Source organism: Fulvimarina thalattae, from assembly GCF_040239565.1.
Lineage (GTDB): Bacteria > Pseudomonadota > Alphaproteobacteria > Rhizobiales > Rhizobiaceae > Fulvimarina.
This window is the reverse complement of the sequence record NZ_JBEHWS010000025.1, coordinates 1-24,189: the sequence shown is the minus strand read 5'-3', so window position 1 is coordinate 24,189 and position 24,189 is coordinate 1. Positions and strand designations below refer to the sequence as shown.

Sequence of the window (24,189 nt, the reverse complement as noted above, 5' to 3'; positions counted from 1 at the left end):
AATACGACACCGAGAAAATGCCTCGGCTTCGTCACGCCTCTCCAAGCCATGCTCAAAGAACTTGGCAAAGACGTCCAAATCCGCTTCTCATGATCACGTTGCACTTCATGCTGGAATCCACCGTGGGTAATTACACCGCATCAATATATTAAAAATATATTTTAATATTAATTACAAACATAAATATCTATATTATAAAATAACTCATATAATGATAGAATCGTTGTGATTCCATTATTCATTTACCTTCATCAGGCTCTGGAGCGCTGTCAAGAATGGCAACCGCGCGTGTTGGTGCGCCGGAACCGCCTTCGATCGGAAGGGGAAGCGCGACAAGCGTAGCTTGCGGCGGCAGTGTTCCGAGATTTGCGAAGTTCTCGCCGATGACGATGCCTGCTTCGAGGAGCGTCCGGTGGGCAGGGAAGTCTTCGTTCACGAAGGAGTCGATGGACAGGCAATCGCACCCGACGATGCTGACGCCACGGGCGACGAGGAGCGCGGATGCTTCGCCAGACAGGCCGGGCCAGTCCTTGAGAAAGTTCGCGTGATCGGCGGGATCATCCCAGAAGCGGTCCCAGCCGAAGTGGAAGAACACTGCAGCACCGGCTTCGATCTCGCCGTTCTCTCTTTCAAATGCAAGAATGCGATCCGGTTCCACGGCTCCGTTCGGCCCGTAATCGGTGGCTGGGATCGTCGCCATGCGGGCAACGAAACGGCCAAGCGGAAGATCGAGGATTGAAGCCGCATCCTTCACGAAATGGCGCGGAGCATCGAAATGGGTGCCGGTGTGCTCGCTGAGGGAGAGGCTGTGGTTGAGAGCGACATCGCCCCGCTCGTAGGTTTCGACGACCTCCTGGCAGTAATGCGGATGGGTGGGCCAGGTGGGCATGCCGTCCCTTAGGGAATGGGTGAGGTCGACGAGTTCGGCATCACCCTTCAGGAGCGTCTCGATATCCATCAAGCCTGCCTTGCCCTCGGAACCAGTCCGACGATGAGGATGATAAGGACGCCGGTCAGAAGCAGACGATAGCCGACCTCGATGCCGAACGTATTCAGCATGGTCGCCATCAGATTGAAGAACAGGGCCGCTCCCCAAATGCCAACCGCGTTGGCCTGTCCGCCGGCTATGCTCGTTCCGCCGAGGACGACGACCGCGATCGACTCGAGAAGGTACGTATCGCCCATGTTGAGGGCGGCGCCACCCGTGAAGCCCGCGAGGAGGAAACCACCGAGGCCGGCAAGCGCGCTGCACAGCATATAGGCACGAAGACGTACCCAGCGGACGTCGACGCCGGCGAATTCAGCCGCTCGCTCGCTCTGCCCCACGGAAAGCAGTTCACGCCCCCAGACGCTGCGCTTCAGCGCGATGGCGGCAAGCACCGTGAGCCCGGCGACGGCAATCGGCATCACCGGAATGCCGGCAAGCCGCGACGTGGTGAAGGCCGACAGCAGTGCCGGTGGCTTCAAGGTGGCCTCGCCGCCGAAATTGAAGGCGAAGGATTGGAAGACGAAGCTCCACGCGAGTGTCGCGATGATCGGTGGTAGCTTCAAGAGCGTAACCGCCGCGAAATTCAGCGAGCCGGCAAGCGCGCCGACGCCAAGGGCCGTCAACAAGCCAAACGGCAGCATGGAATCCGATCCAGACATGACGCTCATCGAGACATAGGCCGAGAGCGTCAACACGGAGGGGATCGAGAGATCTATATTGCCTGGCCCGGACGCGATGACGAACATCTGCCCGGTTCCGATCACTACGGAAATGGCGCCGAAGAGCAGCGCTGCGGCAAGGGTTGCCCAGGCTCCACCGAAGCCCGCATAGGCCATGGTGGACACCCACATGACGAAGGCGAAGAGGAAGCCGTAGGTCCAGGGAGGCGGGAGTTTGAACGTTGTCGTCACGATGGTCTTTCTCCCAGAAGAAGTCGCCCTGCGAGAACGAGGAACAGGATGAAGCCCTGCGCGCCGATCTGCCATGTCGGCGGAACCTGAAGAAAAGACAGAAGCGAGCCTGCCAAGGCGAGGGTAAGGGCGCCGATCACCGTCCCGATCGGCGAGACGATGCCGCCCGTGAAGGCACCTCCGCCGAGGATGACGGCTCCGACGCCGAGAAGCGTATAGGCGGGAGCGATATTGGCGTCCCCCGAAGTCGTAAGACCTGTCAGAAGCAGCCCGGAAAGGCAGAGAAGCACACCGGCTGCGGCATAGACCCCGGTCCGGATCGCAAGAATGGACCAGCCGGCCCGCTCCACCGATCGTGTATTTGCTCCAGCGCCGCGGAGAACGGCCCCGATCGACGAGCGCGAAATCACCCAGTGCCCTGCGAGAGCGGCGATGAGGGCGAGCCATAAAGGGAGCGGCATCAGCGGCGGGCGCCAGCTCGCGAAACCCGTCAGCCAGGCCGGTGCCTGACCGCCGGGAGCCGGAAGCACAATGACCGCCATGCCGAGCCAGATGAAAGAAAGACCGAGGGTGACGACGATCGAGGGCAGCTGTCGCACATGGATCAGCAGCCCGACCCCGGCATAACCCGCGATGAGCGCCGCGTAAATCAGAAGCGCCAGCAGCGGCGCGTCGCCGAGATAGAGCGCGGTTACGCAGGTCATGAGACCCACGAAGCTGCCATTGGCGAGATCGATATCTCCGAGCATGATCACGAGCATCTGGGCGAGCGACGCAAAGACCAACGGGATCGCCAGCTTGAAGAGCAGTGTGAAGCCGAAATAGCTCATCGCTGCCGGTCGGATCCAAAAGATGACGACGAGCATGGCGACCAGCGCCACGGCCGGAAGCCCGACGGAGAGACTGCGGCGAAGCCAGCCAGGGGAAGGCATCCGTGTGCCGCCGGCGGCTGCGTTCAGGACATCAGGCATCGCCGCCTCCAAAAGATGCTTCGAGAATGCGACCGGTGTCGATATCCTCGCCCGTAAGTTCCGTGGCGGCCCGGCCCTCCCGGAACACATAGATGCGCTCGCAATTGGTCAGTTCTTCCAGTTCGGTGGTGTACCAGACGAAGGATCGTCCGCCTTCGGCCTCGCTCCGGATCAGGCGATAGACCTCCTGCTTGGTTCCTACATCCACCCCGCGCATCGGGTCGTCGAGGAAGACGATCTCGGCATCGGAAGCGAGTGCGCGGGCGAAGAGGACCTTCTGCTGATTGCCGCCACTCAGGGAGAGGATCGGCGTATCGATCGAAGGGGCGCGGATATCGAGAATGGCGAACCATTTCTGGGCGAGGGACCGCGCCGCCTCATCCGAAACAAGGCCGCCGCGCGTGAGGGCTCTTAGGGAGCGGATCGTCAGATTATCGGCGATCGACCAGAGCGAGAAGACGCCTTCGGTACCACGATCGCCAGCGACATAAGAGACCAGTCTGCCACGACCCTTCATCGCGCGATAGATCGTGCGGAGGCGATCGCGCTGGCCGTGTCCGTCGAGACCGGCAAAGCCGATGATCTCGCCGGCGGCAGCGCGTATCTCGTGGTCGCCTCCATCGCGGCCCGGATGGGAGAGGATCGCCGGGCCCTCCGCTTGGCGCTCTGGGGCCGAACCGTGCCCGTGGCTTTCGATGCTCCCCGTCAGTTCGACAAGGGCCGAGCGGGAGAGGCCCTCGGTGGCTCGTGCGGCAACCACCTCCCCGTCGACCATGACGATCGCCCGGTCGGAAACGCTGAGGATTTCGTTCAGCCGGTGCGTGATCAGGATCGCGGCGATGCCGCGATCCGCCGCCCGGCGAATATGGGCGAGTAGCTGTTCCGTAGCGGTATGGCCGAGCGCCGAGGTCGGCTCGTCCAGAATGACGCATCTCACCGGCTCGCGGGTCACCGTATAGGCACGCGCAATCTCGACCATCTGACGCGCAGCGATCGGCAGGGAGGAAACCTCCTGGCCAACGTCGATGCCGTGACCGGGGAAGATCTCGTCGAGCGCCTCGGCGATGAGCCTTGCTGCACGCCGCCGCCAGCCGGGCCCCCTAAGGGCGCTGTGGACGATCCGCGTGTTTTCTGCCGGCGACAGGTTCGCGCAGAGCGATAGTTCCTGGAAGACACAGCGGATGCCGGCCTTCTGGGCCAAGGCCGCGCTCCAGCGGTCGACGGGTCTTTCATCCACGTCGAATTCGCCGCTGGAGCGTTCCACTGTACCTGCGACCACGTTCATCAGGGTCGATTTTCCGGCCCCGTTATGGCCGACGAGACCGACAACCTCGCCACGGTGAAGGGCGAAGTCGACGTTCTGCAGCGCCCTGACCGCACCGTAACTCTTGCCGACCTTGCGCATGGCGAGGAAGGGCGCGTCCGCGCCCGTTCCTGCCTGTGAAAGGCCGGCATCTGCTGGACTATGCATAGCGAAGCTCCGCCGATTTCAGGCCGTTAGCCTTATTCCGGGGCCGGCACCTTGGGCAGTTCCGCATCGTTGACATTGGCGTCGATGATGTCGGCGACGAGTTCCTGCGGATACTCCGCACTCACCACGCCGCCTTTGGGGACCTGACCGAGCCACGCTTCGAGATCGGGTTGATAGATCTCCAGAAGCGGAACCTCGACGAATTTCGGCACCTCCTTGCCGGCGAGGATCTGCTGCGCGACCCAGAAGGCGACTTGCGACACGCTGGGCGTCGCGCCGAGTGAGAAAGTCTCGTAGCCGGAAGCTTCGTTCTCCGCCTTCCAGAGAGCCAGCTCGTCCTCGCGATTGCCCATGATAATGATCGGCAGCTCACGGCCAGCGGCCTTGAAGGCCTGTGCTGCCCCGTAGCCGTCACCGCCCTGCGTGAGAACGGCATCGACCTCAGGCAGGGATGGAAGAATGCCGGAGACCTCCTTCTGGGCGACGGTCGAGGTCCACTGACCATAGACCTCGCCGACGGAGGTGTAGTCCGGATGATCTGCCATGGCCTTTTCGACGCCCTCGTGCAGACGCTTGTCGAAGCCGTCACCTGCCATGCCGCGGATTTCAAGAATGTTCGCCGCCTTGTCGCCGAGCTTTTCGGCGATGAAGTCGAGCTCCGCCTTGGCATAGGAGTTGAGATCGTAGTCGACGACATAGGCGCAGGGTTCCGTCACCCCGCTGGCGAAAGCGACGACGGTGACGCCGGCGTCGCATGCGTCCTTGATCGCGCCGTTGAGCGCGGTATCGGAACCCGCGAGCACGATGATGGCGTTGTAGCCCTGCAGAACGAGGTTCTGGATCTGGGCGGCCTGTTCGGTCACTGAATTGTTCGCGCTCACGACCGTCGAGCCTGCAATGACGCCCTCTTCCTCGGCCTTCGCCGCCATTTGCTCGAAGCTCTTGATCATCACCTGCCGGAAGGAATTGCCGGCATAAGAGTTGGAGAAGGCGATCTGCATGTCGCTCGTATCGCTGGAGGCGACACCGTCCTGAGCAAGCGCTGTACTTGCTGCCATCGTTGTGACGGTGAAGGCTGCGCCAAGCGCGAGCGAGCGGGTCGTTTCTTTGAGTGTCATCGGTAATCCTCCCGTTGAAAGCCAGTCGGCCATGGTCGGTCGAACAAAAGACGGCAATCCGAGAGGAGGATGCCCGGAAACGATAACGTCTCCGATCCTCCTTCGCCTGCCAAGACCTCCACAGTCTTCGCCGACCTTCCGAAAAACAGGCCTACCAACTACCATGGTAGTACGTCAATTGTCATCCCTGACTTGAATGAAAGGTGGCCAGATGCGACACGATAGGTAAAGTTTTCCGATCAATCCGAGGCTCGGCATGAAGACAAGCGTAGCGGGTGCCCTGTCTCCAAAAGACGCAAACAAAGCGGATTCACGCGCGGCCGGAAGCCGAAGTTTCGCGCCGATCGACAACCGTCTGGCAATCTCACCACAGATCTATGAACGGCTCCGCCGGGCGATCACGACACTTGCGATGTTGCCGTCGGAAAGCCTCAGCGAGAAGGAGTTGTCACAGGCGCTGGGTGTTTCGCGAACGCCTGTCCGCGAGGCCCTCATTCGCCTCGCCGCCGAGGGTTTGATCGATATCCTGCCCCAGCGTGGCAGCTTCGTCGCCCCGATCCGTCTTGCGGATGTGGAAGAGGCGCAGTTCATCCGTGAGGCGCTCGAAGTTTCCGTCATCAGCCGGCTCACTGGCCGGTGTTCACGCGAATTTATCGCCTCGCAACGTGCCAATCTCGCCGCACAGCAGCGCGCCATCGGCCAGTCCGATCACGAGCAGTTCCTGGAACTCGACGAGAGCTTTCATCGGGCCTTTTGTGAGGAGGCCGGGCTCGCGAAGAGCTGGCGCGTGATCCAGAGCGTCAAGCTGCAGATGGACCGTGTGCGCTATCTGAGCCTGCCGGAAGCCGGACAACTCGACACGCTTCTGGAACAGCACAAGACGATACTCGAGGCCCTGGAAGACGGTGATCGCAAAACCGTAAAACGGAGAATGTCCGTCCATCTTCAGGAAGTCCTGAACACCGTTCGCCGCCTCGTCGAAGTTCGGCCGGATATGTTCAGTTCCTGATCAGGCTTCAGTGCAAGGTCTGAAGCTGGCCTAAAACCGACCAATTTTGCCCGCCCACACACGGAATTCCTGACAGTCCCGGCGGCCCATCAGGACTATCTTGCCAGTTGCAAACCGACGGCCGCCGAGCGCAAAAGCCAGGCACGCTGACCTGCCACTGAATCTTCATCCAACAGCGATTAGAGTCTCGTCCGTTTCAGATACGCCGTTGGGCGCTGGTTGAGCAACCGGCGTAGGTGCGGAGCCATCCGATAGCGGAGCGCCGGAGCCGGTTGCGGTGATGGTGCGGGCGAAGTCCGCCGGGGTCTGGTAGCCGAGGGACGAGTGTGGTCGCTGGGTATTGAAATCGCTGACCCAGGCCGGGCGGATTCCATCGTGAAGTGCAACGCGATCATGAGAAGCGGATCTGGACGTCCTTGCCAAGCTCTTTGAGCATGGCCTGAAGCGGCGTGATGAAGCCGAGGGGGCCTGTCGCAACTTTGAGCTCACGTCGCAAAAAGCCCCATTTTGCCTGAAATCTTTCGGCTTTGTTAACCTTTTGCAGCCCGAAGATCTGCGCGACCAGATCGTTCTGTCGGTCGATTGTCCACTCGCCGGCGAAGCCGAAACCCTTCTTCAGCCAGAGCATCGCCTCGAAGCCCTTGATCGTTCGCCGAGCGGTTTTGAAAGAGCGAAAGCCGCCGATCCGCGGCATGGCCTTCTTCACCCGAAAATGGTCGCTCTCGATCCCCTGCTGGAGATGCTTCGTAACATGATGGACGGGATCGGGCACCACCAGCCCATCCTCGACGGCGGATCGGATCGCGCCAGGGAATGTAACGGCGCCATCGGTGCCGATCGTTGACGGCGACAGAAGCGGCTCGTCCTTCAGCATCTTGCGGAAGAACCGCCTGGCCGCATCGGCGTCGCGCTTGGCTGTCAGCAGGAAGTCGACCGCGTTGCCGTGCTTGACGATCGCGCGGTACAGATATCGCCACTGGCCGCGGATCTTCACATACGTTTCGTCGATCCGAATGGAGCCGCAATGGGGCTTGCGGAACCGGCGCAACCGCTTCTCGATCAGCGGCGCATAAGCGAGAACCCAGCGGTTGATCGTCGAATGATCGACCGCAAGCCGCGCTCGGCGAACATCTCTTCCAGATCGCGGTAGCTGAGCGGATAGCGCAGATACCAGGTCACCGCCTGCACGATCAGCCAGGCCTCGAATTGCCGGCCTTTAAAGTCGTCCTTCGACTGCCGCTTCAGCTTCTCGGCGATCGTGTTCAGGATCATGGCAGGGCTCTCCGTCAATGAGAGCCCGAAAATCATCGGACACCGTCAACAGACGGTTAAGCGGAAAAGTTTGCGACAGGCCCTCGCCGAGGGCCCCTCCCAACAGGGCCCCGACTGCGCGATCGAATTGGATGTCGTAGACAGTCACTTAGAAAGTCCGATGCAAAGCAAAATGCGTAGGATTGAGCAAACTGGTGATGTGCTCCATCACCCGATCGTCGACGGTACGGATGACCCGGCGCATGCGCAGGAACATCGTTCCGGGCTGGCAAGCCATAACTTCGGCATCCTTGGCCTCAAGCGGAACTACATCGATCCATTCCTCGCCATGGTCGGGCAAGAGGCCGGCTTCACGCAGGGTCGAATGGAGTGAGCCGTCTCTAAAGCCTCGCATGGGCAGGTTCTCGATCTCCGGCGTCATCGGGATGCGCGAGCGCTCGATCGAGATGGCGTGCCCATCGTCGGCATCGGTCCGGGCTCGGTCGAGCGCGACGAATTCGGAACTTTCGAGCGCGAGACTCCTCGCGAGATCCTCATCGCCGACAATTTCGAGACGCAGGGTCCGCGTCAGGACGTTCGCGCCAGCCTTTTCAAGGGCCTTCGTCCAGCCCGCCTCATCGGCAACCACGTTGCCGTCGAACGTGACGAAGGAGCCGATACCAACGCTGGTCTTGATGAGGCCGAGTCGAACGAGGCGGTCGAGGCTCTTGCGAACCGTAGATCTACTCACTGCGAACCGGCGCACCAGTGCGCTCTCGCTCTGTAGTTGATCGCCATGCGCGAGCTGTCCCGACCGGATCTCTTTCTCAAGGACTCGCGCGATCTTTTCCGGCTTGCCGCCGCCAACTTCGGTCGTCTCGATTAAACCCAACGTGTTTTTACCTGTCTGACATACCTGTCAAAACTTGTATCGACTTGGTGTTATGTAAGCTTGTCAATGGGAACAGATCGCGATCACGCAATTTATTCTCTCGACTATGAACTCCGCAATTCGCAAACTTTGGAGTGGAAACGAGAAAGGTCCCGTTCTCTGAGAACGGGACCTGACGTTACAACCTAGTGTAGGTACGATGAGAGTATCAGCCGGCGGGTTGCACGCCAACCGAAGCGCGAGGTTCGCCCGTGTCGAGCGAGGCGTTCGCGATCGACATGAACGTCTCGGCCTCGGCTTCCTGCGGCTTCGTCATAAGGCTGACTGCGACGAAGAGGAGCGCAGAGACCGGAAGGCCGAGAATACCTGCGTTCAGCCCGAACAGGGAATTGCCGGTCAGATACATCGCGATCACGAACAGGCCCCCGCCGACGATGGACGCGAGCGCGCCGGCGGCGGTGCCGCGCTTCCAGAAGAAGGCACCGACGATCACCGGCACAATCACGACGAGGCCGGTCGACGCTGCAACTGCGAGGACGGCGATGAGGCTGAACTCCATCGCTGCAAAGCCGAGGGCAATGAGCGAAATCACCGGAATGACGATCTTGCCGATCGCGAGCTGTCGTCTGTCGTCGCTACCGGTCTTCACGTTGGCGTAGACGTCCCGCGCCAGCATGGAGGAGAGGGTGAGGAGGATCGAATCGATCGTCGAGACGGCGGCCGCCAGGATGCCCACCATCACCGCGACACCAAGGAGCGGAGGCACGAACTCGGAGGAGAGGAGGGTAGAAGTCGCAAGATCGGCCTGGGCAAGGTCCGGGAAGGCGACGAAGGCCGAGAAGCCCCACATCACCGAGACCAGCGTGTAGATCAGGCCAAAGACCAGGAAGATCAGCAGCATGCGACGTAGGGCACCGAGCGAGGCGGGCATATAAAGGCGCTGGGAGACCTGTGGGTTCGAGATCGCGAAGAAGAACCACGGGATCGTCAGTCCGAGGAACGTGGTGAAGGAGAACAGGCCCGGGCCCGGCACCGTGAGCATTGCGGAATTGCGTTCTGCGACAGCGTCGAAGAGCGCGGTGAAGCCGCCGAGTTCGGCAACGACCAGCGCCACGACCGCGACGGAGGCGACGATCATGACAAGGGCCTGCAGGCTGTCGGTCCACATCACCGAGCGGATGCCTGCGATATAGGAGAAGGCGACCGCCAGGACTGTGGCCACGACGATGCCGACGCCGAAGGAGATCGCGCCGCCGCTCATGCCGGCGAGGAGATAGCCGACGCCGGCAAGCTGCACCGCCGAATAGGGAATGAGGAAGACGCAGCTTGCGACTGCGGCCGCGATCGCGACCCAGCGGCTTGCGTAGCGCGCGCCGAGCATTTCGGAGGGGGTGACGAAGCCATAGGCCTTGCCCACGGCCCAGAAGCGGGGACCGAAGATGGCGACGAGGGAGACGCCCGCGAAATAGACGATCTCGAAGCCGAGGGCGCCGATGCCGCCCTTGTAGGTGAGGCCGGCGAGGCCGACCATCATGAAGGCCGAATAGGTCGTCGCTGAGTACGAAAGGGCCGAGACGAGCCCACCCATCGAGCGTCCGCCGATGAAGTATTCCGACATGGAGGCCGAGTCGCCCGAGCGCGACATGCAGGCGACGACGACGGAGGCAACGACGTAGATCGCGATGCCGACGAGGATATAGGTCGTGGTCATCGGTCCTCACCTCCGAAGCGGGTGGTGGCCATGGCGTTGAGAGCGATCACGACGACGCCTGCGATCGTCCAGAAGAGGAAGGCGCCGGTCCAGCTCGCGGTCTCGCCGAGCATGCCGTAGGGAACTACGTAACAGGCGGCGATCAGGAGCAGCATCAGTCCAAGACTGAGTTTGCGAAGCATGGGATAACCTCTTCTCTTTGAGCGGACGCAGCGTCCGCGACCCGGTTGAACGGCGTCGGGAGGGAGCTCCCTAGACCTCGATTCCTCGTTTTTCCTGCATGTCCGGCGGGGCTTGCGACGGCCGCGTTCGGATGATCATCTTCAAGTTCCGTCGCTGCCGCCACACCGATGTCGCGGCGGCCGAAATCATTGTCTGCGGACTGCCGCCTTTCAACGATCTCGAACGGATCGCAGCCATTCCAGAATGTCGGCGCTGTCGGTCACGTCGGCATATTTCTGATGCATGTCGTAGAGGCTGGACTCGTGCGGCGCCTGTGCGCGGTCGGCGCAGCAATCGGCGGGCACCAAGGTGTTGAAGCCGGACTGCACCGCATCGACGACGCTCGCGCGAACGCAGCCCGACGTGGTGGCGCCGGCGACGACCAGCGTGTCGACGCCGGCCCCGGTCAGGATCGCGGCGAGATTGGTGCCGAAGAAGGCCGAGGCGCCGTGCTTGACGACGAGGGCGTCCTCCTCTTTCGCTCCGCAGCGATCGTCGATCTCGACGAGGCGCGATCCTACTTCCAGCGCGGCCATGCCGGTCGCCTTCTTCAGCCAGGGGAGGCTGCGTGCCTCGAGCGGGGTATACGCGATCGTCGTATAGAGAACGGGCATCGCGGCCGAGCGAGCGAAATCGGTGAGCCTGCGCGTCGCTGTGATCTCCGCTCCCATCTCCGCGGCCGTCGGATAGCGCGTATCGGTGAAGCCGTAGCTGAAATCGACGACGAGAATCGCCGGGCGCGATCCGCGCGGCACGCTCGCGCCGAAACCGGCTTGTTCGTAAACCTTCTCCTGGCTCATCGCGGTGTCTTTCGTCTCACATTTGAAGCGGATCTTGCGGCGAGCGGCCATTAAAGCCGTCGCGCCCGTCGGCGCTCAGTGGCGCGCCATCTTCATCTCATCGACGACGAGATCGCCATCGACGACGATCGGCTCGTCGTCGAGGAAGAGCGAACAGCCGCGCATCGGGATGTCGAGATGGCAGGCGGTGTCGTTCGGGCCGCCGAGCTCGTTGTTCGGGCCGGTCGAGAACATCACATTGCCGTAGAAGGAGCGCGGCTCCATGCCCATACCGCCCGGGAATTCTCCCGGCACCATGCCGTGCCACTTGGCGGCAGGGTTCATGCCCCAACCGACATGGCTCATGCCCATGCCGCGCGGATCGTTGAAGCCGGCCATGTACGACTTGACGAGCTCGGCATCGAGGCCGCCCCGGATATCGATGATCCAGCCCTTCTCGATCGTGTAGGTGATCGGATCACGCACATACATGTTCTGGGGCAGGAGGATGTCGCCGGGCGCGACCACGATCTGGCCGTCTACTCCGTCGTCGTCCGCGCCGGTGAAGACGAAGCCCGAGGGCCAGTGGTCCCAGCGGCCCGGCTCGTCCGTGCAAGCATATTCGGCGATCGTCGGATAGGTGTTCAGCTTGTAGGTGACGTCGGTGCCGTGGGGCGACGTGATCCGCATGACCTTGGCTTTCGACAGATATTCGGCGCCGATCTCCACCTTCTCGCGCAGTTCCTTCGACGGCAGCATGCGGGCGAGAAGCTCCGGCGGCTCGACGGCCGTGAGGATGCGTGTGCCGGCCTCCTGGATCGCGAACTGCTCCGGCGAGAAGAGGAGGAAGATGCAGTCGATCAGCATGTCGGCGCGCTTCAGCGCTTCGACCGCATCGGGCATGGCGGCGAGCCCGGTTTGGCCGACCGCCCAGGCGCCCGCCACCGGGGGGGCGGGAAGGCGCATGTGATACATTTTCGCGCCGAGCCGCTGGCCGGCGGCCATGAAGGCATCGGCATAGTCGAGGCGCTCGGAGCCCTGCGTCAGAACGACGAGCTTCTCGCCCTCGTGGACGCCCGACATCTTCAGCTGATGCAGGCAGATTTCGGTGAAGCTGAACTGATCCATCGTCTTTTCGTCCTTGATCTGAATAAGAGGCGTCTGCGCCGGCGATCCAGCCGCTCAGGCGGTTCCGAAGCCCCGGACGGCGGAAAGAAATCCTTCGAGATCGTCCCAGGGGATCATGTGGCCTGCGCCCTCGACGGTGCGCACCTCGATCCGCGGGGCGAGCGACCGGATTTCGGCGACATCCTCCTCACCCATCACAGGCGCAGCCCCCGCGACGACGAGGCGCATGGGCGGGGCGAGATGGGGAAGATCGGCGTGGATGTCGTCGGTGTGGAAGCCCTTGAAGGCGGTGTCGATCGCATCGAGCTGGCAGGTATGCAGCCATTCGGCGCGCAGGGCCCGCTGCTCCTCGGTCCATGTCGGGCAGAACGCCTTCATGTCCTCTGCCGAACAGCCCATCCGGGCAAGACGGATCGAATCCTCGTACCAGGCCCATTTGGACGGATATTCGCGGCGTCCGGGCCCGGAAACCGGTGGGTCGACGAGGACGAGGCCGGAAAAGGCGTTGGGGGCCTTGCGGGCGGCGCGGATCGCGGTGCGTGCGCCCATGGAATGGCCGAGGACGATCGGCTTTCCGAGACCAGCCGCCGAGACGACGGCGATGGCGTCTTCGGCCATGGCGTCGAGCGAGTAGTCGAGATCGCCGGCCTGGCTGAGGCCCCGGCCGCGCACGTCGAGGACGTGAACGTCGTAGGTTTCAGCGAGGCGCTCGGCGACGAAGTTCCAGGTGATCGCCGGCGAGGTGATGCCGGGGATCAGGAGCATGATCGGGCCGGAGCCCGGAAAGTGGATGAGATGCTGGCGAATTCCGTTCGCCTGGACATTGTAACCGCGAGCCAAGGTCAACTCCTTCGTCGGATTGGGTCTGAGCCTAAAGGTGCCAGATCAGTAGGCGCCGGAGAGAAGCGTTCCGCCGCCGGGAACGTGCGTCGGAAGGTCGAGCGCCTTCAGCATCGCCCAGGTGGTGGCGATCGAGGCGGTCAGAACCGGCTTGCGGGTTTCTGCCTCCACCATGGAGACGGCGGCGAGTGAGGGCATCTGGACGCAGGCCGACAGGACGACCGCGTCGCAATCGGCGATGTCGAGACCCGAGACGATGCCAGGCAGCCTGCCAGTGTCATGGGCGGCGACGGCGAGATTGTCGGAGATTTCGAGGGCGTGGGAGACCTTTACCTCGATCCCCTCATTGGCGATGTAGTCGACGACCATCGCGGTCAGCGGCTTCATATAGGGGGCGACGACCGCGACCTTCTTGGCGCCGATCGCCTTGATGCCCTCGCAGAGCGCGCCGGCCGAGGTAACCACGGGGGCCGGATTGCCATTGTCGACGGTGACCTGATGGAGCCGCTCGGCGGACTGGTTGTGATAGCCGTGGCCCATGGACATGATCGCAACGAGGCAGGCATAGCCCATCACGTCGACCCGAGCATCGGAGAGTTCGAGGGCACAGCGGTCGCTCTGGCCGTCCATGGCCGCAAGCTCCTCCTTCGTCACATGCTTCATGCGCATGCGCGAGGAGTGGAAGGTGAAGCGCTCGGGCGCGATCGTCTCGCGCAGGCGCAGAAGCGCGGGGATCTCCGTTTCCATCGTGATGTTGGAACTCGGGACGATCTGTCCGATGCGGATCGGCTTCATGCGGCGCTCCTTCTGTCCTTTGGAGACCGGTGTGGATCGGCCTTGCCGCCGCCGACCGGTCTTCTTTTCGTTTTGGGGTGTCGATACGGAACGGACCGTCGCCTTCGAGGGCTGCGACCTCGCACTTCGCGCGCGCTCGCTGCCCGACGCTCACCGCGCCCGGACGTTATCACGCCCGTCTCACTCCCCGGCGAGGCGCGGCGTCGATCCTCATCCCCGGTAACGACGCCTGCCTCTTTCCCGTAATGCTACACACATTGTTTGTATAGAAACAAGTTATGCCCGCGAGAATTTTTCTTGTGCCAATGAAATCAGGGTGTTGGAGATTTTTTTGCGCTGCAGCGACGAATTATCAGGCAGCGATTTGTCTGAAATTCACGCAGCATGGGCAAGGCTTGTGCGCCTGATACGGGTCCGGCATTCCCGCCGGCGCGACGTCCGGCGTCCAATGACCTGGAGTCGATGCACAATTCCAGATGCCCGGCGCCGTCCGGCTCAGGTCAGCTTGGCGAGGAGCTTCAGGAAGACGCTCTGCTCGCGTTTGGTGAGCGGCTGGACGGTCTCCTCCGTGATGTCCTTCACGATGGGAATGACGTCGCGCAGGAGCGCCCGGCCCTTTTCGGTGGAGCGCAGGAGATAGCGGCGCTTGTCCGTCCCGTCCCGTTCCGTGGTCAGGAGCCCCTGCTTCTCGAGCCGCGAGATGACGCCCTTGGTCGTCGCCGCATCCATGGCGACGAGGCGGCCGAGCGCGTTCTGGGAGATCGGCTCGGGCTCGGCGAAAAGGCGGACCAGCGTCGAGAACTGGGTCGGCGTCAGATTGCCCGCCATCTTCCTGGCGAAGATCATCATGTGCCGCTGATAGGCCTTGCGCAGGAGGAAGCCCACCTGTTCGTCGAGCCTGTAGTCGAGATCGGGCTCGCTCTGGTGTTCTGGACGGCTCAACGCGTGGCTCTCCGTTCGCGTGCGTTCACTGTCGATGGCACATCGCCACCGCCCGGACAAGGCCGTGCCGCGATAGGCGGCAGGGGCTGGCGCCGCTTTGTGCAGGCTTCGGCTTTCCTCGGCCGGATTGTTTGTATAAAAACAATTATCAGATGCTGTCTGCGAGGAAGGGGAGGCCTCACGTGAGCCTGTCGGTCGAATTCTCGGTCAATGGTCGATCCGTCGCCGTCGGGCTGGACGATCCGAGACGCACGCTGCTCGACGTCCTGCGCAACGATCTCGGGCTGACGGGGCCGAAATACGGCTGCGGCCTTGCCCAGTGCGGCTCGTGCACTGTCCTCGTCGACGAGGCACCGGCGCGGGCCTGCGTGCTGCGCGCGGCGAAGGCTCAGGGCATGCGCGTCGTCACGCTGGAAGGGCTGGCGGATGGCGAGGCGCCGCATCCCGTCCAGCAGGCCTTCGTCGAGGAGGCGGGCGCCCAGTGCGGCTATTGCCTTAGCGGCATGATCATGACGACGATCGCACTCCTCACGGAGAACCCCGACCCGTCCGAAGCCGAGATCCGCTCGGCCCTGCGGCACAATCTCTGCCGCTGCGGCACCCACCGGGAGATCGTCGCCTCGGTGACGAAGGCCGCCCGGCTGATGAGAGAGAACGAGACGAGGAGGAGGGGCCGGATATGAGCGGGACACAAACCGAGGCGATCACGGTCTACCGGGAGACCGGCACTGGTCGCGAAACCTTTCTTCGGCTCGATAGGAACGGATCGCTGACCGCCTTCAACGGCCACGTAGATCTCGGCACGGGCATCGAGACGGCGCTGGCGCAGATCGTCGCCGAGGAACTCGACCTGCCGCTGAGCCGGGTGCGCGTTGTGCTCGGCGATACCGCCCATACGCCGAACCAGGGCCCGACCATCGCCTCCGAGACGATTCAGATCACGGCGGTTCCCTTGCGCCACGGTGCCGCGCAGATCCGCGCCGAGCTCATCGCCCGCGCCGCGCTTCGCCTCAACGCGCCCGCTGGCGAGATTGAGATGATCGGAGGCGAGGCGCTGAGCGCGAACGGGGCCGTGTCCTACGGCGAACTCGTGAGCGGAGAGGTGGCCGCCCTCGCTCTCGATCCCGATACCCCGGTCAAGGCGCCTCAGGACTACCGGATCGTCGGCCAGCCGGTGCCGCGCGCCGACCTGCCGGGCAAGGCGCTGGGCCGCCATGCCTATATTCACGACGTCACCGTGCCCGGCATGGTGCACGGCCATGTGGTGCGCCCGCCCTATCACGGACGAGAGGCCGGCGATTTCGTCGGCCACAGCCTTCTTGGCTATGACGAGGCGGCCGTGAGCGCCATGCCGGGCTTCATCGCCGTGGTGCGCGAGGCCGATTTCCTCGCCGTCGTCGCCGAGCGCGAGGATCAGGCCCGAAGGATCGCCGAGGCCCTGCCGGTGGACTGGCGCATGCCGCCCGATCTGCCGCAGATGCGCACCCTTGCCGATACGATCCGCTGCCAGCCGGCGACGGCGCGCGCCTGCGACAGGTCCGGCGATTTCGCGCGCGGCATCGAAGAATGCGACCTGCGCGCCACGCGCACCTATGTCTGGCCCTACCACCTGCACGGCTCCATCGGCCCCTCGGTGTCGATCGCTGACTGGAACGGGGGCCGGCCCATCCTCTGGTCCGGCACCCAGAACCCGCACATGCTGCGCGCCGATCTCGCCCGGCTCGTGGATCTTGCCGAAGAGAGCATCGAGATCCGGCGCCATCAGGCGGCCGGCTGCTATGGCCGCAACTGCGCCGACGACGTTGGCGCCGACGCGCTGCTTCTCGCCCGCGCCGTGGGCCAGCCGGTCCGGGTTCAGCTGACGCGGGCGCAGGAGCATCTGTGGGAGCCGAAGGGCGCCGCACAGGTAATGGATGTTGAAGGCGGGCTTCTCGGCGGCGATCTCCACGCCTACAGCCTCGACACCTGGTATCCCTCGAATCGAGCCACCAATCTCGGCCTTCTCCTCACCCGCCGCGTCATTGCCGAGCCGCGTCCCTCGGACATGGGCGACCGCACCATCGTGCCGCCCTACCGCATCCCCCACAAAGCGATCACGGTCCACGACATGGCGCCGATCGTGCGGGCCGCCTGGATGCGCGGGGTTTCAGCCCTGCCGAACACCTTCGCCCATGAGAGCTTCGTCGACGAGATGGCCTATGAGGCAAAGGAGGATCCCGTCGCCTTCCGCCTGCGCCATCTGGACGATCCGCGCACCCGCTCGCTGATCCTACGCACGGCCGAGGAGGGCGGCTGGGAGCCGCGCACCGCCCCGCGCAGGCGGCGCGAGGGGCGCATGGCCTATGGCCAGGGATTCGCCTATGCGACCTATGTCCACGGTACCTTTCCCGGTACCGCCGCCGCCGCCGCGACATGGATCTGCGACGTCGCCGTCGACATGGAGACCGGCGAGGTGCAACTCACCCGCGTCTTCGTCGGCCAGGACCAGGGCCTCGTCATCAATCCCGACGGGGTGCGCCACCAGATCCACGGCAATGTGAACCAGACCGCGAGCCGCGTCCTCAAGGAGGAGGTGAGCTTCGAGGAGATCACGGTCACGCCGTCGAGCTGGGCGACCTATCCGCTGGCGACCTTCGAGGAGGTGCCGAGGATCGAGACCATGCTGGTGGAGCGGGCGGAGGACCCGGCGCTCGGCGTCGGCGAAAGCGCCGCCGTTCCGGCCGCCGCCGCCATCGCCAACGCGATCTTCGACGCGACGGGCGTTCGCATGCGCGAGGCCCCGTTCACGCCCGAGCGCATGCGGGCGGCGATGGGCATCGACCGCCGCGAAGACGGGCGCCTGCCGGGCTCGTCCGATCACGCGCCCCGTCTGGGCGGTGCACTAGAGCCCGCGACATGGTTCGGCCGCTTGCGCTCGAAGGGCATCGGTCTTGCCGCCGTCCTCGGCGGCACGCTGTCCCTCGGTGCGCTCGCCCTGCCGATCCAGCGGGCGATCCCGCCGGCGAGCGCGCCGCCGGCATCGAGCTTTTCGGCCGAGCTCCTCGAAAATGGCAGGCAGGTCTTCGCCGCCGGCAATTGCGGCGACTGCCATACGGCCCCCGGCGGCGCGCCTAATGCCGGCGGCCTCGAGGTCGTCACGCCCTATGGGAGGATCCACACGACCAATCTCACCCCCGACCCCGAGACCGGCCTTGGCCAATGGAGCCTCGAGGCCTTCGAGCGGGCGATGCGGCACGGGATCTCGCGCGACGGAACCCATCTCTATCCCGCCTTTCCGTATACCTCCTTTTCGAAGATGACCGACGACGACATCTTCGCGCTCTACGCCTATCTCCAGACGCTGGAGCCGGTGCGCCAGGAGACGGCGCGGGCCGAGATGATTTTCCCGGCCAATCTTCGCCCCGTCAACGCGCTCTGGAACGCGCTTCATCACGATCCGGCGCCCATCGAGCCGCAGCCGGCGCGTGGCGCGGAGTGGAACCGGGGCCGGTATCTCGTGGAGGCGACGGGCCATTGCTCGGCTTGCCACAGCCCGCGCAATCTTCTGGGCGCCGAGAAGACGGGCACGGCCGCGCTGACCGGCTCCCTCGTCAAGGGATGGTACGCGCCGGCGATCGCCGGCGATACGGCCTCCGCCTTCGGCTGGAGCGAGGAGCGCTATTACGCCTATCTGCGCACGGGGCTCACCGAAGGTTTCGCGAGCGCCTCCGGGCCGATGGCCGATGTGGTCGCCAATCTGCAAGCCCTGCCCGACGAGGATATTCAGGCGATGGCGATCTATCTCGCCTCGGCTCAACCGGGCGTTCCCGAAACCCGGGTCGCCGATCCGGCCGCGGCGGCCCGGCCGATGCCCGACGCCACCGACCGGATCTTCGAGAGCGCATGCGCCACCTGCCACGAGCCGGCGCTCGCCTCGCTCGCCACGGCCGCGAATATTCCCCTTTCGCGCTCGGCCGCCATCCGCTCGCCGGACGACGAAGCGCTGAAGACGGTAATCCGACAGGGCATCGAGGCGCCGCTCGCGCTTGCCGGGCGCGACATGCCCGGCTTTGCGGGCGAACTCACCGAGCGCCAAATCGCCGATCTCGCCGCCTATGTGAGGATGCGCTACGCGCCTGCCACGCCCTGAGGCATGGGGACGACCCGGCGCCTGGGACGGCTTCCGCATGTCGCAGCGTCGCGTCAGGCCTCGCCGCCAGGGGCTTGGCCATCCCGGCAATGAGGCCGATATGCAGCCGCCGGGGTCTTTACATTCAGGCGATATTTGTTAGCATACAAACAAATTCGAGAAGGAAGAAGCCAGATGGATACAATCGAACGGGTCGAGATCGCGGTCATTGGTGCGGGGCTCGGCGGTGCGGCTGCGGCGGCCCTTCTCGACCAGGCGGGCTTTTCCGCCCACACCTTCGAGCAGGCGCCGGCCTTCGACCGACTTGGGGCCGGCATCCATATCGGCCCGAACGTGATGAAGATCTTCCGGGAGATCGGCCTGGAAGAGAAGCTGTCGGCGATCGGCTCACATCCCGATCACTGGTTCTCGCGCGATGGCAATACCGGGGAGTATCTCTCCGAGATCCGGCTCGGCGACTTTGCCCGCAAGGAATACGGCGCGCCCTACATCACCATCCATCGCGGCGACATGCATGCGGTGCAGATCGACGCTTTGCCGAAGGATCGGCTGCATTTCGACCATCGCCTCACCGATATCGAGGAGCGCGAGGATCACGTCCTTCTCTCCTTTGCCAACGGACGCAGAGTCGCCGCCAATCTTGTCATTGGCGCCGACGGTATCAATTCGGCGATCCGCGAGAAGCTGCTCGGCGCGGAGAAGCCGCGCTTCTCGGGCTGGGTCGGGCACCGAGCGCTCGTCAATATGGACCGACTGCGCGCATCAGGCCTGGAATTCGAGGCATGTGTGAAATGGTGGTGGGAGGCCTCGCGCCATATCATGGCCTATGCAACCAAGCGGGACCGCTCCGAATATTACTACGTCACCGGCGTGCCGGTGGACGGCTGGGAGCACGACGGGCCCTTCGTCGAATCCTCGCGCGAGGAGATGGAGGCGATCTTTGGCGGTTCCCATCCCGTGGTGAACGCGCTGGTGAACGCCACCGACCATGTGACCAAATGGCCATTCTGGAACCGCGATCCGCTGAACCTCTGGAGCCGGGGCCGGCTCTGCCTTCTCGGCGATGCCTGCCACCCCATGCGCCCGCATATGGCCCAAGGCGCCTGTATGGCGATCGAGGACGCGGCCGTCCTTACCCGTTGCCTCACCGAGATCGGCGAAAGCAAGTACGCGGAAGCCTTCCGGGTCTATGAAAACACGCGCCGTGAGCGCGCAACGAAAGTCCAGAGAATTTCGAACGCTAATACTTGGCTCAAACAGCCGGAAGATCCGGCCTGGGTCTATGCTTATGATCCTATGAGGGTTTCTCTTTGCTGAAATTGATTCTTATCTTGGAACGGTATGGACCACGAAACTAGAATAGGTTTTGTCTGGATCTAGAGCAGTTTCATCTTAATCCGGGTCATAGCCGGCGTGGGCAAATAGGTTTTGGAATTCGTCTGGTTCGAAGATGTCGAGCGCCGAGGCCACGGCGTCATGCAGTCCGGGGATTGTGCGAGCGGCGACCTTCCGGAGGAAGGCCTTGATCTTGGAAAAGAGCATTTCGATCGGGTTGAAGTCCGGTGAGTAGGGTGGGAGGTAGCGAAGCTCGGCCCCGACGGCCTCGATCGCGTCCCTGACCCCGGCGACCTTGTGCGCCGGAAGATTGTCCATCACCACGATATCGCCTGCGACAAGCGTCGGCACCAACACCTTGCGGACGTAGACGAGGAAGGCCTCGCCATCCATCGCACCGTCGAGAAGCCACGGCGCGACGATGCCATCGAGCCGCATGCCGGCGGTAAAGGTGGTGGACTTCCAGTGACCATGGGGAACCGCGGCGCGACATCTCTCGCCGCGTTTGGAGCGCCCTCGCAGCCGTGCCATCTTGGTGTTCAGGCCGCTTTCATCGATGAAGACGAGCTTTTGCGGGTCGAGATCGGGCTGTTCTTCGAACCAGGCCTCGCGCGCGGCAAGGACGTCTTCGCGCTGTTGCTCGGCGGCGTGCGCGGTCTTTTTTTCCACGTGATGCCACGCTTCTTGAAGAACTTGGAAACCAGCGACTGACAAGTGCCGATGCCCTTGTCGGTCTCCAGACGATCGACGATCTCCGCCAGCGAGATGTCCTTGTCGTCGGTCTCGATCAGCGAGAGGATGAAGGCCTCATGCGCGTCGAGCTTGGAGCCTTTCGGCTGACCCTGTCGATCGGGCTCGTATGTGCCTTTTCTCTTCCAGTCGCGATACCAGGCCCCCGCAGTCGACTCCCCGATCGCAAATCGGCGGCCAGCAGCCCGCGTCGAAAGGCCGTCCTCGATCGCTTCGACGACCCGCCGACGAAGATCAATGCCATAAGCCCGAGCCATGAACGTCTCTCCCTGTCCATTTCGATCAGGGAATCACGACTGTCATACCAGCGCAAATCAGCGACTCCGAATAGGCTCAAACCGCTCTAGGAACTTCATTGGCGATGTGAATTTAACTCAAGATCGCAAACGGAGTGGCCTGCCCCTACCGGGTGGTCTGGGGAAAATCTTAGTGCAGTGTTGGCCGGGACCGGCCCCTCGAGCTTGGTACGGCGTCGCGAATGCGGGCGGTGGTGATGCGGCTCACCTCATACTCGCGCGCGAGCCTTGCGATCGACATGCCGCCATCGAGCTTTTGCAGAACCTCGCGCTTCTTCCCGTCGGACAGAAGCGGCGGGCGGCCGATCGCCTTGCCCTCCTCCCGGACCCGTTTCAGCCCGGCATGGGTGCGCTCGATCAGAAGATCGCGCTCGAACTCGGCAACCGCGTTGATGACGCCCATGGTCATGCGGCCCGCAGCACTGGTGAGATCGACGCCGCCGAGCTCGAGGCAATGGACCCGGATGCCGTTCTCGGCGAGGTGATCAACCGTCCGGCGCACATCCATGGCGTTGCGGCCGAGCCGGTCGAGCTTGGTGACGACGAGAATGTCGCCCTTCTCCAGCCGGTCGATCAGCCTGGCAAAGCCCAACCGCTCCATCGTGGTGTGCGAGCCCGACACCGTCTCGGAGACGACGCGGCGCGCCTGAAGGTCGAAGCCTGCCGCGCGGATCTCCCTGAGCTGGTTCTCGGTGGTCTGCGCAAGGGTGGAGATGCGGAACATGGGATCCGGTTCGGTTGGACGAACTGAAGCATAACCGGTCTGGTTCGATATGAACATGCCCATAATGATGGAATGTTATGTTTAGAGCGGATCGCGGCACAGGTGCTCAGAACCGGTCACTTGCGTGCATGGCAGTTTGGAATTGTCTGCATCTCGGATTTCTGACATTATAACCAAAATGCCATTTTTCTGTCTGCGATTCTGAGATAGGTTTCGAATGAGTAAATCAGTCGATCTTCGAGTTGGCGCCAATGGGCGGATGGTTCTTCCGAAGGCGCTACGCCAAGCTATGGGACTGACCGGAGATACAAAAGTGATCGCGACTGTCGAAGGTGACGAACTTCGTCTGACGCCGATTCAGCACGGAGCATTGCGCGCGCAGGAGCTTTATAAGCGTTATGCCAAGTCGGAGCGGACGGTCGATGATTTCCTTGCTGAACGGCGATCCGAAGCCGATGCCGAAGAAGCGGCCAGCACGACGAAGAACAGCTGATGGCGGTCGTCGTTCTTGATGCATCGGCCGTCCTCGCTTTCATTCGAAATGAGAAGGGAGCCGATCAGGTTCTGCCTCATATTGGCAATGGGGTGATCTCTGCAGTGAACCTGCAGGAGGTCGTCAAGGAACTGGCGCTGGTCGGGATGACCGGCGATGAAATTCACGAGATTCTCGACGACCTCCGTCTCGATGTTCGCGGGCACGACGAGGCTGCGGCTTATGCATCGGGCATGCTTGCTACGCGAACTCGTCAATACGGGCGAGGTCTTGGCGATCGCAGTTGCATGGCGCTCGGTCTCAGCTTGGGCGTGACGGTCCTCACTGCAGACCGGGAATGGAAAAAAGTGAAGATCAACGGGCTCAAATTCGAACATATCCGCTGAGACGCTTTCGCCCCGGATCGAGAATACGGTTCTTCACGCGACCTATGTCGCCTGTCGACTCATCCCAGCCGTTCGAGTGAACATTGTTCGAATCGAGAAGCGGACATTCAGCTCTGCAACAGAATACGATGAAAGTGTTTCAGGAACGAGCGTTCGAACGACCGGGAGGGTAGACACTTACGGTGCCGTTGTCCGGTGAGCTTTGACCGGCGCTCATACCGAGGTCTTCGCATAATCTCGCAAATTTGAGGGCGACGATTGCTCGCCGAGCTATGGCGGAAGCTGGGTGATGACGGTGTGAGAGAGGCGGCGTATCGAGGCGGGTGATCAAGCCTGCCAGAACCTCCCGTAGGAGCGATACGCCCATGACGACGGATAGCACCGTTTCCGCATTTCGACATCCCGACACGATTGATGATCCCCTGACCACAGTCCTGCGCGACGGCGCCCGGCGTCTTCTTGCCGAGGCGGTCGAGGCGGAAGCCGCTGCCTTTCTTGCTGCGATGAAAGAGGAGCGGCTGGGCGACGGTCGGGCTCGCTTTGTGCGACACGGTCATGGCCCGGAGCGCACGATCCAGACCGGCATCGGCCCGGTTCCGGTCAAGCGGGCGAAGGTTCGCGATCGTGGTGCCGGCGATGGCGGCGGCGGCGAACGCGTCACCTTCACCTCCGCGATCCTGCCGAAGTGGGCGCGCCGCACGACGAGCCTCGATGCCTTGCTGCCGGTCCTTTACCTGCGCGGCCTTTCGACGGGCGATTTCCAGGAGGCGCTCACAGCCTTGCTCGGCAAGGACGCGCCGAACCTGTCGCCGTCGGTGATCTCTCGGCTGAAGGACGACTGGCAGGATGATTACGACCGCTGGCAGCGACGCGATCTCTCCGCCCGCCATTACGTCTACGTCTGGGCCGCTTAACGATTTGATGACCGTGTTCACTGATTTTCGGGCTCTCATTGACGGAGAGCGTTGCCATGATCCTGAACACGATCGCCAAAAAACTGAAGCGGCAGTCCAAGGACGACTTCAAATGCCGGCAGTTTGAGGCCTGG

The 24,189-nt window shown here is 63.0% G+C and carries 21 protein-coding genes and 4 pseudogenes; 8 read left to right on the top strand and 17 right to left on the bottom strand.

The genetic code is table 11. The features are described 5' to 3' along the window. Positions 1 to 238 precede the first annotated feature (238 nt). The 5 genes from ABRA89_RS18955 to ABRA89_RS18935 are packed head-to-tail and all read right to left on the bottom strand — an operon-like array spanning position 239 to position 5,399. On the bottom strand, positions 239 to 958 hold the full coding sequence (locus ABRA89_RS18955) for a cyclase family protein (protein ID WP_349943057.1): 720 nt from the start codon (positions 956 to 958) through the stop codon (positions 239 to 241). Beyond that, entirely contained in the window at positions 958 to 1,899 is a 942-nt protein-coding gene (locus tag ABRA89_RS18950) for an ABC transporter permease (protein WP_349943056.1), read from the bottom strand. The genes ABRA89_RS18955 and ABRA89_RS18950 overlap by 1 nt, the downstream gene beginning before the upstream one ends. Continuing rightward, positions 1,896 to 2,831: an ABC transporter permease gene (locus ABRA89_RS18945; protein ID WP_349943059.1), complete on the bottom strand. Its 936-nt coding sequence runs from the start codon at positions 2,829 to 2,831 to the stop codon at positions 1,896 to 1,898. The genes ABRA89_RS18950 and ABRA89_RS18945 overlap by 4 nt, the downstream gene beginning before the upstream one ends. A 31-nt stretch (positions 2,832 to 2,862) precedes the next feature. Then, complete coding sequence (locus ABRA89_RS18940) at positions 2,863 to 4,341, bottom strand: sugar ABC transporter ATP-binding protein (protein ID WP_349943055.1); 1,479 nt, start codon at positions 4,339 to 4,341, stop codon at positions 2,863 to 2,865. Positions 4,342 to 4,373: 32 nt separating this feature from the next. After that, positions 4,374 to 5,399 (bottom strand): substrate-binding domain-containing protein, encoded by a 1,026-nt coding sequence (locus ABRA89_RS18935; RefSeq protein ID WP_463671322.1) that lies wholly within the window; start codon positions 5,397 to 5,399, stop codon positions 4,374 to 4,376. 316 nt (positions 5,400 to 5,715) lie between these two features. Between ABRA89_RS18935 and ABRA89_RS18930 the strand changes: the two genes are divergently transcribed. Continuing rightward, positions 5,716 to 6,468: a GntR family transcriptional regulator gene (locus ABRA89_RS18930; protein ID WP_349943053.1), complete on the top strand. Its 753-nt coding sequence runs from the start codon at positions 5,716 to 5,718 to the stop codon at positions 6,466 to 6,468. Positions 6,469 to 6,633: 165 nt separating this feature from the next. Here ABRA89_RS18930 and ABRA89_RS20475 read toward each other — a convergent pair. From ABRA89_RS20475 to ABRA89_RS18880, 10 genes and pseudogenes are all read right to left on the bottom strand, one after another. Beyond that, positions 6,634 to 6,825 (bottom strand): annotated as a pseudogene (locus ABRA89_RS20475) (integrase core domain-containing protein); the annotation flags it as partial. Positions 6,826 to 6,991: 166 nt separating this feature from the next. Beyond that, a pseudogene (locus ABRA89_RS18920) lies at positions 6,992 to 7,740 on the bottom strand (IS6 family transposase); the annotation flags it as partial. A 148-nt stretch (positions 7,741 to 7,888) separates the two neighbouring features. Beyond that, complete coding sequence (locus ABRA89_RS18915) at positions 7,889 to 8,611, bottom strand: GntR family transcriptional regulator (protein ID WP_349943051.1); 723 nt, start codon at positions 8,609 to 8,611, stop codon at positions 7,889 to 7,891. A 208-nt stretch (positions 8,612 to 8,819) separates the two neighbouring features. Beyond that, positions 8,820 to 10,322, bottom strand: a complete 1,503-nt coding sequence (locus ABRA89_RS18910) for a sodium:solute symporter family protein (RefSeq protein WP_349943050.1) — start codon at positions 10,320 to 10,322, stop codon at positions 8,820 to 8,822. After that, a complete protein-coding gene (locus tag ABRA89_RS18905) occupies positions 10,319 to 10,504 on the bottom strand; it encodes a hypothetical protein (protein ID WP_349943049.1) in 186 nt (61 codons plus the stop codon). The genes ABRA89_RS18910 and ABRA89_RS18905 overlap by 4 nt, the downstream gene beginning before the upstream one ends. A gap of 210 nt (positions 10,505 to 10,714) precedes the next feature. Then, on the bottom strand, positions 10,715 to 11,344 hold the full coding sequence (locus tag ABRA89_RS18900) for an isochorismatase family protein (RefSeq protein ID WP_349943048.1): 630 nt from the start codon (positions 11,342 to 11,344) through the stop codon (positions 10,715 to 10,717). A 75-nt stretch (positions 11,345 to 11,419) separates the two neighbouring features. Continuing rightward, positions 11,420 to 12,451, bottom strand: coding sequence for a M29 family metallopeptidase (locus tag ABRA89_RS18895; RefSeq protein WP_349943047.1), 1,032 nt, complete (start codon positions 12,449 to 12,451; stop codon positions 11,420 to 11,422). Positions 12,452 to 12,505: 54 nt separating this feature from the next. Then, the gene (locus ABRA89_RS18890) at positions 12,506 to 13,291 is read right to left on the bottom strand and encodes an alpha/beta fold hydrolase (protein ID WP_349943046.1); all 786 of its coding nucleotides are present in this window, start codon (positions 13,289 to 13,291) and stop codon (positions 12,506 to 12,508) included. Positions 13,292 to 13,336: 45 nt separating this feature from the next. Continuing rightward, positions 13,337 to 14,086: a maleate cis-trans isomerase family protein gene (locus ABRA89_RS18885; protein WP_463671321.1), complete on the bottom strand. Its 750-nt coding sequence runs from the start codon at positions 14,084 to 14,086 to the stop codon at positions 13,337 to 13,339. Positions 14,087 to 14,581: 495 nt separating this feature from the next. Then, a complete protein-coding gene (locus ABRA89_RS18880; protein ID WP_349943045.1) occupies positions 14,582 to 15,028 on the bottom strand; it encodes a MarR family winged helix-turn-helix transcriptional regulator in 447 nt (148 codons plus the stop codon). Between the two features lie 182 nt (positions 15,029 to 15,210). On the opposite strand from ABRA89_RS18880, the gene ABRA89_RS18875 reads away from it, so the two are divergent. From ABRA89_RS18875 to ABRA89_RS18865, 3 genes are all read left to right on the top strand, one after another. Then, a complete protein-coding gene (locus ABRA89_RS18875; RefSeq protein WP_349943044.1) occupies positions 15,211 to 15,711 on the top strand; it encodes a (2Fe-2S)-binding protein in 501 nt (166 codons plus the stop codon). Continuing rightward, positions 15,708 to 19,157 (top strand): molybdopterin cofactor-binding domain-containing protein, encoded by a 3,450-nt coding sequence (locus ABRA89_RS18870; protein ID WP_349943043.1) that lies wholly within the window; start codon positions 15,708 to 15,710, stop codon positions 19,155 to 19,157. Before ABRA89_RS18875 ends, ABRA89_RS18870 begins: the two co-directional genes overlap by 4 nt. Before the next feature lie 174 nt (positions 19,158 to 19,331). Then, complete coding sequence (locus ABRA89_RS18865) at positions 19,332 to 20,474, top strand: FAD-dependent monooxygenase (protein WP_349943042.1); 1,143 nt, start codon at positions 19,332 to 19,334, stop codon at positions 20,472 to 20,474. A gap of 75 nt (positions 20,475 to 20,549) precedes the next feature. Here ABRA89_RS18865 and ABRA89_RS18860 read toward each other — a convergent pair. After that, a protein-coding gene (locus ABRA89_RS18860) for an IS630 family transposase (RefSeq protein WP_349943041.1) occupies positions 20,550 to 21,499 on the bottom strand; the annotation gives its coding sequence in 2 pieces (ribosomal slippage) (positions 20,550 to 21,157 and positions 21,157 to 21,499; 951 coding nt in all). 169 nt (positions 21,500 to 21,668) lie between these two features. Beyond that, positions 21,669 to 22,262: a recombinase family protein gene (locus ABRA89_RS18855; RefSeq protein WP_349943040.1), complete on the bottom strand. Its 594-nt coding sequence runs from the start codon at positions 22,260 to 22,262 to the stop codon at positions 21,669 to 21,671. A 217-nt stretch (positions 22,263 to 22,479) separates the two neighbouring features. Here ABRA89_RS18855 and ABRA89_RS18850 point away from each other — a divergent pair, with 217 nt between their 5' ends. The 4 genes and pseudogenes from ABRA89_RS18850 to ABRA89_RS18835 all read left to right on the top strand — a co-directional run. Further along, a complete protein-coding gene (locus tag ABRA89_RS18850; protein ID WP_349943039.1) occupies positions 22,480 to 22,755 on the top strand; it encodes an AbrB/MazE/SpoVT family DNA-binding domain-containing protein in 276 nt (91 codons plus the stop codon). Further along, positions 22,755 to 23,141, top strand: coding sequence for a type II toxin-antitoxin system VapC family toxin (locus ABRA89_RS18845; protein ID WP_349943038.1), 387 nt, complete (start codon positions 22,755 to 22,757; stop codon positions 23,139 to 23,141). The genes ABRA89_RS18850 and ABRA89_RS18845 overlap by 1 nt, the downstream gene beginning before the upstream one ends. 365 nt (positions 23,142 to 23,506) lie before the next feature. Further along, a pseudogene (locus ABRA89_RS18840) lies at positions 23,507 to 24,049 on the top strand (transposase); the annotation flags it as partial. A 62-nt stretch (positions 24,050 to 24,111) separates the two neighbouring features. Then, positions 24,112 to 24,189: pseudogene (locus ABRA89_RS18835) on the top strand (IS6 family transposase); the annotation flags it as partial.